The sequence below is a fragment of the Sorangiineae bacterium MSr11367 genome (assembly GCA_037157805.1).
Lineage (GTDB): Bacteria > Myxococcota_A > Polyangia > Polyangiales > Polyangiaceae > Pendulispora > Pendulispora rubella.
The window spans coordinates 2,227,901-2,245,456 of record CP089983.1 but is presented as its reverse complement, the minus strand read 5'-3'; the positions used below and the strand labels follow the sequence as shown (position 1 = coordinate 2,245,456).

Genomic DNA, 17,556 nt, shown 5'->3' with positions numbered 1-17,556 from the left:
AGGAGCTTGCGATCGAGCTTCGAGGGTTCAAGGTTCTCCCCTGGGGCCTGTAGGAGATCCCTATATGAACGATGCGACGCCCATTCCACGCCGTCCGGAGCCTCGGACGCAACGCCGGCCTCTCATCCTTTGCGTCGAGGACAACGAGGACAGCCGCGCGCTGTACGCCGCGTTCCTGACACGTGCGGGCTTTCGCGTGACCGAGGCCAGCAACGGCGCCGAGGGGCTCGAGCGCGCGCTGGCGCTCCGACCGGATCTCATCGTGCTCGATATTTCACTGCCGGTGATGGATGGGCGGGAGATGTTGCGACGTCTCCGCGATGCCGACCCAAGCCAAACCGTTCCGGTCATCGTGGTCACCGGCCAAGCTTATCCGGAGCACTGGCGTGACGCGATCGACCGTGGCTGCGACGCCTATCTGACGAAACCGTGTCCATTGGGCGATCTGCTGGCCGCCGTGCTGAAGGTGATTAGCCTCAAGCGCGCCAAAGACGCAGAAGACAAGTCGAGTTAGTACTTTTATAAGGACAGCGGATTCGAGCAAATTCCGAGACAGAATTTCGCTTTATTTGAATTACGCAAAATTGTGTTTCAGAATTTGCTCTATGCGGCAGACATATTTGTGGATCACGCTGTGTCTTGGGGTGGGCACCGCAGCGTGCGGGGGATCGTCGAAACCGGCGACGGATCCTTCCTCGGGTTCGAGTGCCTCGACGTCGTCGGCCTCGTCGGAGCCCGCCCCCAAATGGGATGATTCGTCGGAATCCGCGGACAGCGCGCGGCATCCGCAGTTCTCGTCGTCGGCACCGCCCCCCGTGGCCGCGGCCGATGGCACGAAGCCCGCGGCCGCTCCTGCGGCGCCCGCAGCGGGTCCTTCGCAGCGGCGGACGGACTCGTACGACAAGGAGGCGACGGAGGTCGTCTTGCGGCGTGCGGCCCGCCAGGTGAAAGACAACTGCGGTTCGGCAAAGGACGAAAACGGCAAGGCCGCGGGACCGTGGGGCAAGACCTCGGTGACCGTGAACCTCGGCCACAACGGCCGCTCCAAGGGGGCCACCATCGGCGCCCCGTTCGAGGGAAAGCCAACCGGGCGCTGCGCTACGCAGGCGTTCGCCAACTTAATCTACCCGCCGTGGGCCGGCGGCGACGCCACCGTGACCTGGGAGGTCGACATCGCGGCCCCGAAGGACGCGAAGTAAACTGCGGGAAAAATGGGGGGTCAGCGGCCTTTTTGTGAGCTTCCTTCAGGAGGGAGTAGACAAGAAGCCCGCATCGCAGTAGATGACGCCTCCACCTAAGGGGCCGTAGCTCAGCTGGGAGAGCGCATCCATGGCATGGATGAGGTCAGGGGTTCGATCCCCCTCGGCTCCACAACCGTAACCGCGTCGCGCAACGCGATGCTGTGGGATCGTTGAAACACGTGCACCCGTTCGAGCAACGCAGCTCGATGCGTGGAACGTGAGCCGTAGCTCGGAGAGGTCCGCGCGAACCCGTGCGATTCCTCACTGGGGTTGCGCAGGAGCAGAGCCGCACTGGGAACTGCGAATTCCCAGGACGCCGTGCGTGGCGCGTCGAAATGGAAAATTGCCGCGGCACGCGCCAATTTGGCTCCATAAGTCGCCTCTCGATTGCCAAATCACCCTCCGAGCGACTACTCGGCGCGTGTTCTCGGAACTAAGCATTGCCGATGTCGCTCCCACACGGCACGCCGTTTCGAGGGCAGCGGCCACCGGTCGACGGTGTGATCTCCCGCTTCCATCCACGCAAACCGAAACAAGAAGTCCCTCACATGCGGCTCTGGACACCCCGCGAGATCCAGGACTGGCTCGTCGCACGCCTCGCAGCGCTCTGCCATCTTTCCCTCGATTCGATCGGCAGCCACGACCCATTCACACGTTACGGCATCGATTCACGCGGGCTGACCGCGTTGGCCGACGAGTTGGCCCAGCTACTGGGAAGACCCATTTCTCCTACGCTGATATGGAAATACCCGACGGCGCGCGCGCTGGCCGAGCATCTCGGTGGAGCGCCCGCTCCCCACACCGCGGATCCCGTGCACGCCGGCGAGCGCACGGGGCGCGAACCCATCGCGATCATCGGCCTCGCGTGCCGCTTTCCGGGAGCCGATGGCCCCGAGGCGTTCTGGCGGCTGCTCCGAGATGGACGGGATGCCATCACCGACGTGCCCGCCGATCGATGGGACCGTGACGCCGTCTACGATCCGGATCCCGCCGCGCCCGGACGCGCGAGCGCGTGCAAGGGCGGGTTTCTCGATCGGATCGATGGATTCGATGCGGAGTTTTTCGATATTTCACCGCGCGAGGCCGCGCATGTCGATCCGCAGCAGCGACTGATGTTGGAGCTTGCATGGGAGGCGCTGGAGGACGCAGGGATCCCTCCGCGCGGACTTCGCGGCAGCCGCACCGGCGTGTTCGTGGGGGCGATGTGGAGCGAGTACGGCGCTGGAGTTCGCGGCGCGCCGGAGCAGATTGCCCAGCACACCCTCGCCGGTGGCGATCCGGGAATCATCCCTGCGCGCGTGTCCTATGCGCTCGGTTTGCGCGGGCCGAGCCTGCACGTGAACACGGCCTGCTCGTCGTCGCTCGTCGCGGTGCATCTGGCGACCCAGAGCCTGCGAGACGGCGAATGTGAATTGGCCATCGTCGGCGGCGTGAGTCTGATGCTCGCGCCCGACACGATGATCGCCTTGTCGAAACTGGGCGCGCTCGCGCCGGATGGGCACTCGAAACCGTTCGATGCACGCGCCGATGGCTATGGCCGTGGCGAGGGCGGCGGAGTCGTCGTGCTGAAGCCCTTGCGGCTCGCCCTGGCCGACGGCGATTCGATTCTAGGCATCCTCCGCGGCAGCGCGGTGAACAACGATGGCGCGAGCAACGGTCTCACCGCCCCCAACCCGCAAGCACAAGAAGACGTGCTGCGCAGCGCGTATGCCCGTGCGGACGTGCTCCCGGGCCGCGTTCAATACGTCGAGGCACATGGCACGGGCACGCGGCTCGGCGATCCGATTGAAGCGGGCGCACTGAGCGCGGTGTTGGGTGCCGGACGACCCGCCGAGCAACCGCTGCGATTGGGCTCGGTCAAGGCCAACATCGGGCATCTCGAGGCGGCGGCGGGGATCGCGGGGTTGATCAAGGTCGTGCTGGCCATGCGGCATCGCGCACTCCCGCCGAGTCCGTGGTTCGAGCAGCCCAATCCGTACATCCCCTTCGCCGACTGGGGCCTTCAGGTCCAACGCGCGCTGGAGGATTGGCCGGGCGATGCCGAGGGCCGACGGCTTGCGGGGGTGAGTGCGTTCGGCTTCGGGGGGACGAACTGCCACGTCGTGCTCGAAGGAGGCGAAGAGCCGCTTTCCGTTCGCGACCGCGAGGAGCTGGCTCGCACGGTGCCAAGGGTGGACCGCGCGAGTGGGCGGGGCGCGCGGCCACGGATCGCGTTCGTGTTCGGCGGGCAAGGCTCGCAATGGCCGGCCATGGCCGCCGATCTGCTGCGCGAAGAGCCGGTGTTCCGGGCGGCGCTCGTGCGTTGCGATGCCATCATGGCGCCGCACCTCGGGCGCTCGTTGGTGAAGCTGCTCGCCGGGCCGGACGAGGCATGGCTGGAGTCCACCGAGGTGGCCCAACCGGCCATCTTTGCGATGCAGGTGGCACTGACCGAACTGTGGCGATCCTGGGGAATCGAGCCGGATGCGGTGGCCGGGACGAGCATGGGCGAGGTCACCGCGGCCCATGTCGCCGGCGCGCTGGATCTCGAGAGCGCTGCCACCCTCATGTGCGTGCGCAGCCGCATCGCGAGCCGGCTCGCGGGCAAGGGCGCGATGGCCGTGCTCGACGTGTCGGCGGAGGATGCGCGCGGGATGCTGCGCGATTTCGCGGACCGAGTCTGGATCGCCGGCATCGCCGGTCCACGCTCGACGGTGCTCTCGGGCGACCGAACCGCGCTGCAGCACATGATGGACCGGGCCGCGGAGCGGCGCGTCCGATGCGGGCTCATTCGCGTCAACTATGCCTCGCACAGCCCTTACACCAACGACGTGCTGGCCGATTTGCGGGAGGCGCTCACCGGCTTGCACCCGCGAGCAGGGCGAATCCCATTCTATTCCTCGGTCACCGGGGGACGAAGAAACGGCGCGGAGCTGGACGCGGAGCATTGGCTTCGAACCGAGCGCGCGCCATGGGATTTGTCGGCCGCGGTGGAGACGCTGCTCGCCGACGGATACCAGCTTTTCCTCGATGTGAACCCGCACCCGGTCCTCACGGAGGCCATGCAGCAGAGCCTCGTGCGCGCCGGTGCGATCGATGCCACGACGCTGGCATCACTCCGGCGCGGCGAACGCGGACGCGCCGCGCTGCTCGACTCGTTGGGATCGCTGTATGCCCGCGGCGTACCGGTATCGCCGGAGAGGGACTCCGCGCCGGTCTTGCTGGTGCTCTCCGCGCGGTCCGAGTCGGCGGCCATGGAGGCGGCGCGCTCGCTGGCCGATTGGTTGCCCGAGCAACATGGTATCCCCCTTCGCGATATCGCTCATATGGCCGGAGCTCGGCGCAGCCACCACGAGCATCGCATCGCGGTGACCGGAAGCTCCCACGACGCCATGGCCGACGCGCTCCGCGCCCTGGCCAACGGCGATCGCCGGGCCAACGTCACCGTGGGGTTTGCCCCACCGGCGGCCGATACGAAGGTGCTCTTCGTTTTCTCGGGTCAGGGATCCCAATGGGCCGGCATGGGGCGCGCTCTGTTGGATTCGGAGCCGGTTTTCCGCGCGGCCGTGCAGGCGTGCGACGATCTGTTCGAACCGCTGGCGGGGTGGTCGCTGTTGGCCGAGCTGACGACGACGCGGGAAGGCTCGCGCCTGGCCGATACGGCGGTGGCGCAGCCCACGCTGTTCGCGATCCAGATCGGGCTCGCCGCGTTGTGGCGCTCGTGGGGCATCGCGCCATCTTCCGTGATCGGGCATAGCGTCGGCGAGGTTGCGGCCGCGCACGTCGCCGGAGCCCTGAGCCTCGCGGAGGCCATCCGCATCGTGCACCTCCGCGGTGCGTGCATGCACCGTGCGGCTGGCCGCGGCGGCATGGCGGCCGTCGAGCTTCCCGAAGAGGCCATGAGGGCACGGCTCGACGTCGATGGAGACCGACTGGCCATTGCAGCGATCAACGATCGCGAATCCGTGGTGCTCTCCGGCGAGCGAGAGGCATTGGCCGAGCTGCTGGAAAAGCTACGCGGCGACGGCATCCACTGCCGCGAGCTGCGGGTCGACTATGCCTTCCATAGCGACCAGATGGCGCCGTATCAGGACGAGCTGGCGCGCGCGCTGGGCGTGGTTGCGAGCCGCGCGTCGGACGTGCCGATCTACAGCACGGTCACGGGCGCCGAGATCGCGGGCGAGCGGCTCGACACCGGGTATTGGGCGGCGAACATCCGCCGTGCGGTGCGCTTCGCCGACGCGACCGACGCGGCCATTTCGGCGGGACACCGGCTTTTCCTGGAGATCGGCCCGCACCCCGTGCTGTCCGAGAACGTGGAGCAGTGCCTCGCAGGGCGTGGAGAAACCGGACGCGCGGTGCCGTCGCTGCGGCGCGGTCAGGACGATCGCGCGTCGCTGTTGCAGTCGCTGGGTACCTTGTACACGCAAGGACTCGAGGTGCGGTTCGGCGGCGTGTTCCGCGAGGCCGGACGGCGCGTGGCCTTGCCAAGGTATCCGTGGCAACGCGAACGGCACTGGCTCGAGGCGCCGGGACGGCCGCCGCAGGTGCCCGAGCCGGATCCACTCGCGGGCTGGCTGTACACGCTCGACTGGCGCCGGCAGGAGCATCTTCCGCCCGCCGCCCCTTCCCGCTCGCGCTCGTGGCTGCTGTTCCTCGATCGAGGCGGGACGGGCGAAGCGCTGGCCGCCGAGTTGCGAGCGCAGGGCGACCGGTGCGTGCTGGTGCATGCCGGCGAGACGCAAGCGCCGATGGACGCGGTGCTGCGCGAGTCCTTCGGTTCCGGACCGCCTCCGGCCGGCGTCGTGCATCTTTGGGGCTTGGACGCGACCGGCGTCGAGCAAACCGTAGGGACGGCGCAGGACCTGGCGCAGGCCTTGTCGCGGCAGGGGTGGCGGGATGCACCGCGCCTCTGGCTGATCACCCGAGGCGCGCAGGCCGTGGGGACGAGCATTCTCCCGCCGGTGTCGCCGGTGCAAGCCTCGCTCTGGGGCGCCGGTCGCACGATCGCGCTCGAGCATCCTCGATTGGGCTGCACCCGAATCGATCTTCCCGCCGCCTCCACCGAGGAGGAAACCGCGATTCGGCTCCTTCGCGAGCTGACCGGCGCGGATCGGGAGACCGACATCGCCCTGCGCGCGGACGGCCGATACGTCGCCCGCATGGTGCAGACTCCGCCGAACCGCGTGCTGCGCGCCCAACGTGCGATTCCATTTCGGGACGACGGCACGTACGTCATCGCCGGCGATGACACCGCCACGACCGCGTCGCTGAGCGCGTGGATGCGGGATCGCGGCGCGCGGCACATCGTCGCCATGAACGCCCCGTCCCGCGAAACCGAGGTGGCGCAGATGTTCGCCGACATCGCCCGGAGCATGCCCGCAGTGCGGGGCGTGGTGCACGCCTCGAGCTCGGACCCTTGGGTGGATCGATGCACGGGCGCATGGCAGCTGCATGCCCACACGCGAAGCATGGAGCTGGACTTCTTCGTCGTCTACTCGAGCGGCGCCGCGCTGCTGGGCGATCCACGGCACGCCGACGATGCCGCGGCGGGGGCATTCCTGGACGCCCTCGCTCACCACCGGCACGCGCTGGGTCTGCCCGCGCTCAGCATCGGTTGGGGCTCGGTCCCCGAAACCGAGCCTGTGTTGGAGCGGCTTCTTTCCACACCCGTGGCCCACGTGGCGGTGCTCGCGCTCCATGCGAGGCACTGGTTCGAGTCCCACCCCAGCGCGGCTGGAATACCGATGCTGTCCGAGCTGGCCTCCACGGCTCCGCACGATGGCCGTGCGCGTGACGCGATCCGTGCCGCACGGCCCGAGGAACGGGGCGCCTTGCTGGAGGAGCATCTGCGGCGGCAGCTTTCGCTCACGCTCCAGCAAGATTCCGCCCGGCTGCACCGCGCAACGCCCTTTCGAAACATGGGGCTCGAGTCGCTGATGGCCGTCGAGCTGCGCAACCGGCTGGAGTCGAGCCTCGGGGTCCGACTCTCCGTGGCGCTGCTCTTCACGTATTCGACGATCGCCGAGCTTGCGCAATACCTGCTCGCTCGATTGGGGCTGGAGAGCGGCCCGGTGCATGCCGAAAACCGCCCCGCATCCGAACCGGCGCGCCCGGCGAATGCGCCGGCCGAGCCGATCGCCATCGTGGGCATGGGTTGCCGACTTCCCGGTGGCGTCACCGATCCGGAGGCGTTCTGGCAGCTCTTGGAGGACCGCGTGGATGCGGTCACCGAAGTGCCCGCCGAGCGATGGGCCGCCCCCGCGCACGACGCGGCCCGATGGGGCGCCTTTCTATCCGGCGTCGACGGGTTCGACGCCGAGTTCTTCGGGATCTCGCCGCGCGAAGCCAAGGCCATGGACCCGCAGCAGCGCTTGTTGCTCGAGGTTACCTGGGAAGCGCTCGAACGGGCGGGGCAGCCGCCGGACGGGCTCACCGGCTCACGCACGGGCGTGTTCGTCGGCGTCGTCGTCACCGATTACGACAAGGTTTCCCGGGCCGACCGCGATATCTACACGGTCACCGGCAACGGACACGCCTTTCCCGCCGGCCGGCTCTCGTACCAACTCGGACTGCAAGGGCCGAGCATGACCGTGGACACCGCCTGCTCGTCCTCGCTCGTGGCCATCCACCTCGCCTGCCAGAGCCTGCGAAACGGCGAGAGCACGCTGGCCGTGGCGGGCGGGGTGAACCTCATGCTCTCGCCCGACATGAGCAACATGCTGGCCGGATCCCGGGCGCTTTCGCCCGACGGGCGATGCCGAACCTTCGACGCCATGGCCAATGGCTACGTGCGCGGCGAGGGATGCGGGGTGCTCGTGCTCGAGCGCCTCTCCGATGCACTCGCGAAGGGCGATCCGGTGCTGGCGATCCTCCGAGGTTCGGCGGTCAACTCGGATGGACGGTCCGCGGGATTGACCGCCCCCAATGCGAGCGCGCAAAAATCGTTGCTCCGGCAAGCATTGAGCGCTGCCCAGGTCGAAGCACGAGACATCGCGTACGTGGAAACCCATGGCACGGGCACACCGCTCGGCGATCCGATCGAGGTCGAAGCGCTGACCGAGGTACTCGGCGAGCCTCGGGCCGACGGTTCGCACTGCGTGCTCGGTGCGGTGAAGACGAACATCGGGCACTTGGAAGCCGCCGCGGGCGTGGCCGGCGTGATCAAGGCGGTGCTGGCGATGCAGAAGGAATGCATCCCGGCGAACCTGCATTTGCAAACGCTGAATCCGAGGATCGCGCTCGCGCGGACGGCGTTCCTGGTCCCCGCCGCTCCTATTCCATGGCCGAAACGGGACGGCCGGCCGCGGGTCGCCGGGGTGAGCTCCTTCGGCATCAGCGGCACCAACGCGCACGTGATCGTGGCCGAGGCACCGGAGCGGGTTGCCGCGCACGATGAGCCCAACGAGGGGCCCGTCGTGGTGCCCATCTCGGCGCGCACGGACACCGCACTGCGGGAACTCGCGGGCGTCTATCCATCATGGCTGGCCCGGCATCCGTCGGGGCTCGTGGACATCGCTGCCACGGCGACCCTCCGCCGCACGCACCACGAGCATCGGGTGGCGTTCGTGGTGAACTCGCGCGACGAGCTCCGCGAGCGAACCGAGGCGCTGTCGCGCGGTGAGGTGCCCGCCGGGGTGGTCACCGGCCATGCGACCGAAACGCGGCCGCGGGTGGTGTTCGTCTTCCCCGGTCAGGGCTCGCAATGGATCGGCATGGGCCGTGAGCTGTACGCGCACGAGCCGGCGTTCCGCGCCGCGCTTCGAGAGGGCGATGCGGCGCTCCGGATCGAGACGGGATGGTCGGTGATCGACGAGCTGCACGCGGAACCAGGCCGCTCGCGGCTCGACCATGTCGAGGTGGTGCAGCCCGTGTTGTTCGCGGTGGAGATCGCCCTCGCGGCGCTATGGCGATCCGCGGGGGTCGAACCGGACGCGGTGATCGGGCACAGCATGGGCGAGGTGGCCGCCGCACACGTGGCGGGAACCCTCTCGTTGGAGGACGCGGCACGCGTCATCGCGCGCCGGAGTCGGTTGCTCGGCCGAATCAGCGGACGCGGCGCCATGGCCCTCGTGGAGCTGCCGCTCGCCGAAACCGAGCGTGTGCTGTCAGGCGTCGCGGATCGGGTTTCCGTCGCGGCCAGCAACAGCCCGCGCTCCACCGTGATCTCCGGGGAGGCGGGCGCGCTGGACGAGGTGCTGGCCAAGCTGACGGAGGCGGGCGTGTTCGGCCGACGTATCAAGGTGTCGGTCGCATCGCACAGCCCGCAGGTCGATCCGCTGACCGACGATTTGTTCGATGCGCTGTCCGAGATCGTGCCGGTCGCCGCCACGATCCCGATGCACTCCACGGTAACGGGGCAGCCCTGCGGAGGTGCCGAGCTCGATGCCGGCTACTGGGTGCGCAACCTGCGCGCGCCGGTGCTCTTCGCTCGAGCGGTGCAGCAGCAACTCGAGGGCGGCCCCACCGCGTTCATCGAACTGAGTCCGCATCCGATTCTGCTGCCGGCCATCCACGAGGTGATGGCCGAGCCCAACGTCGTGGGGACGACCTACCCTTCCCTTCGCCGCGACCACGGCGAGCGGCAGGTCTTCCTGGAGTCGCTCGCCGGGCTGCACGTCCGCGGCGTACCGATCGACTGGCGCGCGCGCCATCCCCAAGGAGGCCCATGCGCAACCTTGCCGACTTATCCTTGGCAGCGGCAACGGCACTGGGTCGAGACGGCCCCTCCGCCCGCCCGCCGTGGACACGCGCTGCTCGGCGAGTCCTTCGCGGTGGCCAGTCAGCCGGGTCTGCGAATCTGGGAGGGCGAGGTCGACGAACGGTCGCCGTCCTACTTGGCCGATCACCGCGTGAACGGCGCGCCCGTGCTACCCGCCACCGCGTGCGTGGAGATGGTGCTGCATGCGGCGCTGAAAGCCCTCGGATCGGGCCCACACGTGCTGGAGGAGATCGATTTCGAGCGAATGGTGGCATTGACCACCACGCAGGCCGTTCAACTCGAGCTGGAGCCACCCCGCCAAGGGCAGATCCCGTTCCAGCTGTTTCACCGCGCCGGCGCGGAGTCCGACTGGGTACGCTACGCGACGGGCTCTCTGCGCGCCCAGGACCGTGTGGGTGCGCCCCCTTCGTTCGAGCCCAGCGAACAGGTGCGGGCCCGATGCCCGATCGAGGTGCCGGCGGCCGAGCACTACGACCGCCATCGCGCGCGCTCGATCGACTACGGCCCTGCGTTCCAAGGCATGCAGCAAATGTGGGTCGGCGACGACGAGGCCATCGGTCGCGTGGTGCTCTCGGTGGAGCCGGGCTCGCACGCGTTTCACCCGGCGCTGCTCGATGCGTGTTTCCAAGTCTTCGGTGGGTTGGTGCTGCAATGCCGCCCCGATCCGAGTGCCTCGGCGCGGGTACCGGTGGCCATTGGCCGCCTCCAGGTGCACCGCCGCCCGGGCGACCGTCTCTGGGTCCACGCCAAACTGCGCCCTGGATCCGACGACATGGGCGATCTCATGGTGCTCGACGAAGAAGGCCGCGCGATCGCCGAAGTCGAGGGGCTAAGGGTGCGAAAGCTCGCCGAGCGCGACCCCACCGAAGACTGGTTCTACGAACTCGTATGGCGCGCGGCCGACCCGCCACGGCCGACGGTGAACGATGCGGGCACATGGCTCGTGCTGACCGACCGCGGCGGCACGGGCGAAGCATTGGCCGCACGCCTGATCGCGCGCGGCGGCGCGGTCGTGTCCATCGCCGAGCCCGCGGACGACGACGGATGGAACCGTGTGCTGGACTCCTTTGTCAACGGGCGCGCCTGCGCGGGAATCGTGCATCTGTGGAGCCTCGACCGCGCATCGCTCGAGGAGACCACGGCGGAGACACTGGCCATCGACGCGCGACGGGTCGCGCTGGGGACCTTGGGGCTCGTGCGCGCCATCACGCGTCGCGGCTGGCGAGACACGCCCCGACTCTGGCTGGTCACGCAAGGAGCCCACGATCCCGCGCGGCCATCGGTGGCCCAGGCCCCGTTGTGGGGGTTTGCTCGAACGTTGGCCATGGAGCATCCCGAATTCGGCTGCGCGCGCGTGGATCTCGCCGCCGCATGGAGCGAGTCGGAGGCGGCGGATCGGCTGCTGCCGGAGTTGCTCGGGCCGGACGGCGCCGATGAAATCGCCCTGCGCCCGGACGGACGTCACGTCGCGCGATGGGTGAGGCCCGCTCCCTTGCGAGAAGCCAACGCGATCGAGCTGCGCGCCGACGCGACCTACCTGATCACGGGCGGACTCGGTGGACTTGGCCTGGGGTTGGCCGCGTGGATGGCGGAGCGCGGCGCGCGGCACATCGTGCTCCTCGGCCGCCGGGACGCTTCGCCCGAAGCATCCGCCGCCATCGAAGCGATCCGCCACGCGGGTGTCGAGGTGCGCGTGGAGCGCGCGGACGTGACACGCCATGAGGACGTGGCCAGGGTCCTCGATGCGATCGCCGCGCGCATGCCGCCGCTGCGGGGCGTGGTGCACGCGGCCATGGTGCTCGACGATCGCACGGTGCTGGAGCTCGACCCGAATCGGTTCGATCGCGTGCTTGCCCCCAAGGTGCAGGGCGCGTGGAATCTGCACGCGCAAACACTCGGCAAGGGCTTGGACTTCTTCGTTTTGTACTCGTCGGCGGCCGCCGTGCTGGGCTCCCCCGGCCAAGCGAACTACGCCGCCGCCAATGCGTTCCTCGGCGCCCTCGCCCGCTACCGAAAGAGCATCGGCGAGCGCGCGCTGTGCATCGACTGGGGCCTCTTCGCCGAGGCGGGCATCATGGCCGATCGCGAGGCCGAGGGAAGCCGACTCGCCTCACGAGGGATCGGAACGATCGCGCCCGCGCAGGGGAGCGCCATCCTCGGCCGACTTCTGCGCACCGAGGCGACGCACGTGGCGGTGCTGAACCTGAATCTTCGTCAATGGCTCGAGTTCTACCCCGCGGCCGCGGCAACCCCGCTGTTCGAGGAACTGAAGCGCGCCGACCACGTCGTGGCCGAACCCGAACGCGCGCAGCATCAGGCCTTCGCGGAACGGCTCGCGGCCGCCGATCCCGGAGCGCATTCGGCGTTGGTCGAGTCGCTCGTCACCGAGCACCTCGGCCGAATTCTGCAGCTCGATGCCGCCCGAATCGATCGATCCATGGCGTTCACCCGCATGGGCGTGGACTCGCTGATGGCCCTGGAGCTGCGCAACCGGCTCGAAGCCTCGCTGGGCATTCGGCTCTCGGTCACGCTGCTGTTCGCCTCCCCCACGGTCTCCGCCCTCACCGGACAGCTGCTGGAGAAACTCGGACGGCATCCACCGCCGACGCCGAGCGAGGACGTTGGCCACGTGGACATGGACGAGCTGCTGGCGCGGCTCGACAGCTCACTCGACCGCATCGAAGGAGGAACCGAAGAGTGAACACGCTCGAGGACATCGAGGCCAAGTACCGTTCCCGGCTGGTCCGGGCGGCCGCCGCACTGCAGGAGCTGGAAGCGCGCCTGGAACGAATGCGCAAAGAGCGAACGGAGCCCATCGCGGTGATCGGCATGGGGTGCCGGTTCCCCGGCGACGCCCGCGATCCCGAAGCGTTCTGGCGGCTGATTCGCGACGGCGTCGACGCCGTGTCGGAAGTGCCCGCCCACCGGCGCCATGCGGGAAGCGCCGTGTCGGCGGCCGGAAGGTGGGGCGCGTTTCTGTCCGACGTCGAAGGGTTCGACGCCGCGTTCTTCGGGATCTCGCCGCGCGAGGCCTGCCAGCTCGATCCGCAGCACCGGCTGCTGCTCGAGGTGGCATGGGAGGCGTTGGAGCACGCCGGCCTCATTCCGCAGCGATTGGCCGGCACCACCACGGGCGTGTTCCTGGGCATGAGCACGAACGACTACCTGCTCCTCGGCGCGTCAGCGGGTGCCAAAGCGCGCGACGCGCACGCGGGAACGGGCACTGCGCATGCCTTCGGGCCCGGACGGCTGTCGTATTTCCTCGGCCTGCGAGGGCCGAGCATGACGGTGGATACCGCCTGCTCGTCGTCGTTGGTCGCCGTGCACCTGGCCATGCAAAGCCTGCGCAACGGCGAGAGCTCGCTGGCCCTTGCCGGCGGGGTCAACCTGATCCTGGACCCATCGACGACCGAGATGGTCGCCGATCTCCAGGCATTGTCGCCAGACGGCCGATGCCGCAGCTTCGAGGCGCGGGCCAATGGATTCGTGCGCGGTGAAGGCTGTGGCCTGGTGGTGCTCAAGCGGCTGTCCGACGCGCAGGCCAACGGCGATCGGGTGCTCGCGCTCTTGCGCGGCTCGGCGGTGAACGCCGACGGCCACTCGGCAGGACTCACCGCGCCGAGCGTCATCGCCCAGCAGGAGATGCTGCGGCAAGCCCTCACCAACGCGCGCGTGGCCGCGACCGACATCGACTACGTGGAAACCCACGGCACGGGCACCGCCCTCGGCGATCCCATCGAGGCCGAGGCCCTCATCGAGGTGCTCGGCGCCCCGCGTCCCGGCGATGCCCCGTGCGTGTTGGGCGCGCTGAAGACGAACATCGGCCACCTGGAGGCCGCCGCCGGAATCGCCGGCCTCCTCAAAGTGGTGCAGGCGCTGCGCCACGAGAGCATCCCCGGCAATCTGCACTTCACCACGCTCAACCCGCGGATCTCCTTGCAAGGCACCCCCTTCGTCCTTCCGACCAAGCCCGTGCCATGGCCCGTGCGAAGCGACGCGCGTCCGCGGCTCGCCGGGGTGAGCTCGTTCGGGATGAGCGGCACGAACGCCCACGTCATCGTCGAAGAGGCTCCGCGCGAGGACGCGACACCCGAGGAACCTGCGGTGGTCCTCGTGCCGATTTCGGCGCGAACCGCCCCTGGGCTGCGTGAATTGGCCGGCGCGTACCCGGCCTTTCTCGAGCCGAAGGGGCCCGGGCTTCGAGCGATGGCATACACCGCCGCGATTCGCCGCCAGCACCACGAACACCGGGCCGCGTTCGTGGTGAGCTCGTGCGAACAATTCGCGCGATGGGCCGACGCGTTCGCGCGCGGGGAGACGCCACCCGGTGTGGTGGCGGGGCAGGCCACGGACGCCGGCGCGCTGACCTTCGTGTTCTCCGGACAGGGTGCGCAGTGGATCGGTATGGGGCGTGAACTCCTCGCAAGCCAGCCGGTGTTTGCCGCGGCCTTGGCGGAATGCGATGCGCATGCGCCCTTTTCATTGACGCGCGAGCTGCAAGAACCAACGAACGAACGCGACGCTCGAACCGAGATCGTGCAACCCGTCCTGTTTGGCGTCCAGATCGCGTTGGTCGCGCTGCTGTCATCGTGGGGAATCGAACCCGGTGCGGTCATCGGCCACAGCGCCGGCGAAGTCGCCGCGGCCTGCGTGGCCGGTGCATTGAGCCTTCCGGACGCCATGCGGCTCGCCGTCGTGCGCGGTCGAATCATGCAGCGCGCCGCCGGATCGGGGCGGATGGTCTCCATCGCCACGAGCCCCGAACAGGCGATGCGGGCGCTCGGCGATCTTCCCGAAAAGGTCTCCATCGCCGCGATCAACGACGGCGGTTCGATCGTGCTATCCGGCCCCGAGCGGGAACTGGACGCCATCGTGGAGCGGCTCGGCGCACGCGCGAAAAAGCTGGATGGGCACTACGCCTTCCATTCGCCGATCATGGATCCGCTGGCCGACGAGCTCGGGCGCGAGCTCGCCGGTCTCGTGCCAAAGGCCCCGACGCGAGCGATGTACAGCACGGTGACCGGCGCGCGCCTGACCGGCACGGAGCTCACGGCCGCGTATTGGGCCGACAACGTGCGGCGGCCCGTGCGCTTCGCCCACGCGGTCCACGCGGCCATCGACGCGGGCGCGCGCGATTTCCTCGAGCTGGGGCCCCATCCCGTGCTGTCGGGCAACCTCCGGCAATGCCTGGCCGACAAATCGGCCCAAGGGCACGTCGTCCCCACCCTGCGCCGCAACGAACCGGAGCTCCCGCAGATGCTCCGCGCGCTGGCCGCGCTGTACACGCGCGGCCACGCGGTGGATTTCCGCAAGCTGCACCCGACGCCGCAGCCCGTGGTGACGCTCCCGACCTACCCCTGGCAGCGCAAACCTTATTGGTTCGACCGCGCACCGGACGTCGACCCCATGCGCGCGAACGACGGGCGCTGGGTGGACCGACTCCGGGCGCTGCCCGCGCACGAGCGCGAGGCCGAAATCGAGAGGGCCGTGCGCATCGACATCGCCACCGTGCTGCAACTCGCCTCCCCGGACGAGATTCCCACGGATCGGCCGCTGATGGACTTGGGCGTCGACTCGCTGATGGCCGTGCAGGTTCGGCACGAACTCTCCGCACGCACCGGCGAGGCGCTCCCTGCGACGGTGGCCTTCGACCACCCCACGCCCAAGGCACTTGCACGGTATCTGCTCGAGCGGCTCACGCCGGAGGAAGAAAGGACAACGATGCGATGATGAAGGTCTACGGAACGGACACGAGCGCTTGCTCGCACAAAGTGCTGACGGTGCTGGCGGAGAAAGGCCACGAGGCGGAGCTGGTCGTGGTGAGCGTCATCCGAGGCGAGGACAAATCGCCCGAGCACCTGAAACGGCAGCCGTTCGGCGAGGTGCCGGTTCTCGAGGACGACGGCTTCTTGATCTACGAATCGCGCGCCATCATGCGCTATCTGGATCGGCGTCTTCCGGGGCCTTCCCTCACGCCGTCGGACATCCGCGCCTACGGCCTCATGGAGCAATGGATCAGCGTGGAGCAATCCTACGTGAGCGGCCCGGTATGGACGTTGGTTCGCGGCGGACCGGTCTACGAGATCATCCGGCGCAGTCCGGCCGTGGACATCTTGCCGCCCCCACCGAACGAAGCCGAGGCCGCCCAAGCCCGCGGTGAGCTGGCCCGGGCGTTCGACATCGTCGAGCGCACGCTCGCCACACAAGAGTACCTGGCCGGCAACGCCTTCAGCCTGGCCGAGGTGAGTTGGCTGCCGTACCTGCAGTACCTCTTCGCATCGAACGGCGGCGATCTGGTCACCGAGCGCCCGCACATGGCCGCCTGGTGGCAGCGGATCAGCACGCGCCCTTCCTGGGCCAAGGTCGGCAAGGTTCTCGACAGCGTGGAGAACAGCTGATGAATCGCTTCGATCTGTGGGGCGAACGAGCGCACGACGATCCGTTGCCGATTCTCGCGCAGATGCGCGCGGAAGCCCCGATCGTGCGCCTGTTCGACCCGCATCAGCAGGCCCCGGAGTGGGTCGTGACCCGCTACGCCGACGTCGTGGAATTGCTACGAGATCCGCGATTCAGCAAGGACAAGCGCAAATTGTCCGCGCGCTCGCGCGAGATGTACTTCCGCGTATCCGAGCTGGACGCGCTGGACAAACACATGCTCTTCGCCGACCCGCCCGAGCATACGCGTTTGCGCTCGTTGGTGGCCAAAGCGTTCACGCCGCGCCGGATGCGGGACATGCAGCCGCGCATCGCCGAGAGCGCCCGTCGGCTGCTCGCCGAGGCCGACGAAGCGCGCGGCTCGGGGAGCGTGAACCTGCTCGAGGTGCTCGCCTTCGCCCTGCCCATCACGGTACTGGCGGAGTTGATCGGCGTTCCCCTGGAGGACCAAGCCCAGTTCAAAGCGTGGACGAACATCCTTGCCGCACCACCCGACTTCGCGTCCTTGCGACGGATGGCCGTGGAGTTCCAGGAATACCTGGCCGAGTTCATTCAACGCCGCCGCGCCGAGCCCTGCGAGGATCTCACGAGTGCGCTCATCGCAGCCGAGGAGCAGGGCGATCGCCTGTCCGCGGTCGAGCTCATGAGCATGCTCTTTCTGCTGATTGCCGCGGGGTACGAGACCACGGGCAACCTCATTGGAAACAGCGTTTGGGCGCTGTTGAAGCACCCTGCTGAACTCGCACGGCTCCGCGCCGAGCCGGCGCTGCTCGACTCGGCCATCGAGGAGGTCCTGCGGTATTGCCCGCCGGTGAAGAACACCATCGGCGCGTACCCGCTCGTGGATACCGAATTGCGCGGGCATGTCATCCCCGAGGGGGAAAAGGTCGTCGCGTCGTTGCTCTCGGCGAACCACGATCCCGAGCAGTTCGACGCGCCGGAGCGCTTCGATATCGCCCGCTCGCCGAACAAGCATCTGGCCTTCGGGCTCGGAGCCCACTTCTGCCTCGGGGCACCGCTGGCGCGGCTGGAAGCCTCGGTGGCCGTGGACGTGCTCGTGCGGGAGTACCCCGGGCTGGCATTCGCGGAGGATCCCTCGACCTTGCGATGGCGCGAAGCCGTCTTCATTCACGGTTTGAACCGGTTGCCGGTGACCTGGTGACCTACGAAAGAGCAGCG

General features: G+C 68.6%; 6 protein-coding genes and 1 tRNA gene. All 7 read left to right on the top strand.

The genetic code is table 11. The features are described 5' to 3' along the window. The first annotated feature begins 64 nt into the window (after nt 1-64). A complete protein-coding gene (locus LVJ94_08820) occupies nt 65-514 on the top strand; it encodes a response regulator (protein WXB07336.1) in 450 nt (149 codons plus the stop codon). Between the two features lie 130 nt (nt 515-644). Continuing rightward, nucleotides 645-1,199, top strand: a complete 555-nt coding sequence (locus LVJ94_08815; GenBank protein ID WXB07335.1) for a hypothetical protein — start codon at nt 645-647, stop codon at nt 1,197-1,199. A 99-nt stretch (nt 1,200-1,298) separates the two neighbouring features. Further along, nucleotides 1,299-1,371, top strand: a tRNA-Ala gene (locus tag LVJ94_08810). 418 nt (nt 1,372-1,789) lie between these two features. Next, the gene (locus tag LVJ94_08805; GenBank protein WXB07334.1) at nt 1,790-12,643 is read left to right on the top strand and encodes an SDR family NAD(P)-dependent oxidoreductase; all 10,854 of its coding nucleotides are present in this window, start codon (nt 1,790-1,792) and stop codon (nt 12,641-12,643) included. Further along, complete coding sequence (locus LVJ94_08800) at nt 12,640-15,672, top strand: acyltransferase domain-containing protein (protein WXB07333.1); 3,033 nt, start codon at nt 12,640-12,642, stop codon at nt 15,670-15,672. Before LVJ94_08805 ends, LVJ94_08800 begins: the two co-directional genes overlap by 4 nt. Further along, complete coding sequence (locus LVJ94_08795) at nt 15,672-16,340, top strand: glutathione S-transferase N-terminal domain-containing protein (protein WXB10694.1); 669 nt, start codon at nt 15,672-15,674, stop codon at nt 16,338-16,340. The genes LVJ94_08800 and LVJ94_08795 overlap by 1 nt, the downstream gene beginning before the upstream one ends. Further along, a complete protein-coding gene (locus LVJ94_08790) occupies nt 16,340-17,539 on the top strand; it encodes a cytochrome P450 (protein ID WXB07332.1) in 1,200 nt (399 codons plus the stop codon). The genes LVJ94_08795 and LVJ94_08790 overlap by 1 nt, the downstream gene beginning before the upstream one ends. Nucleotides 17,540-17,556: the final 17 nt, after the last annotated feature.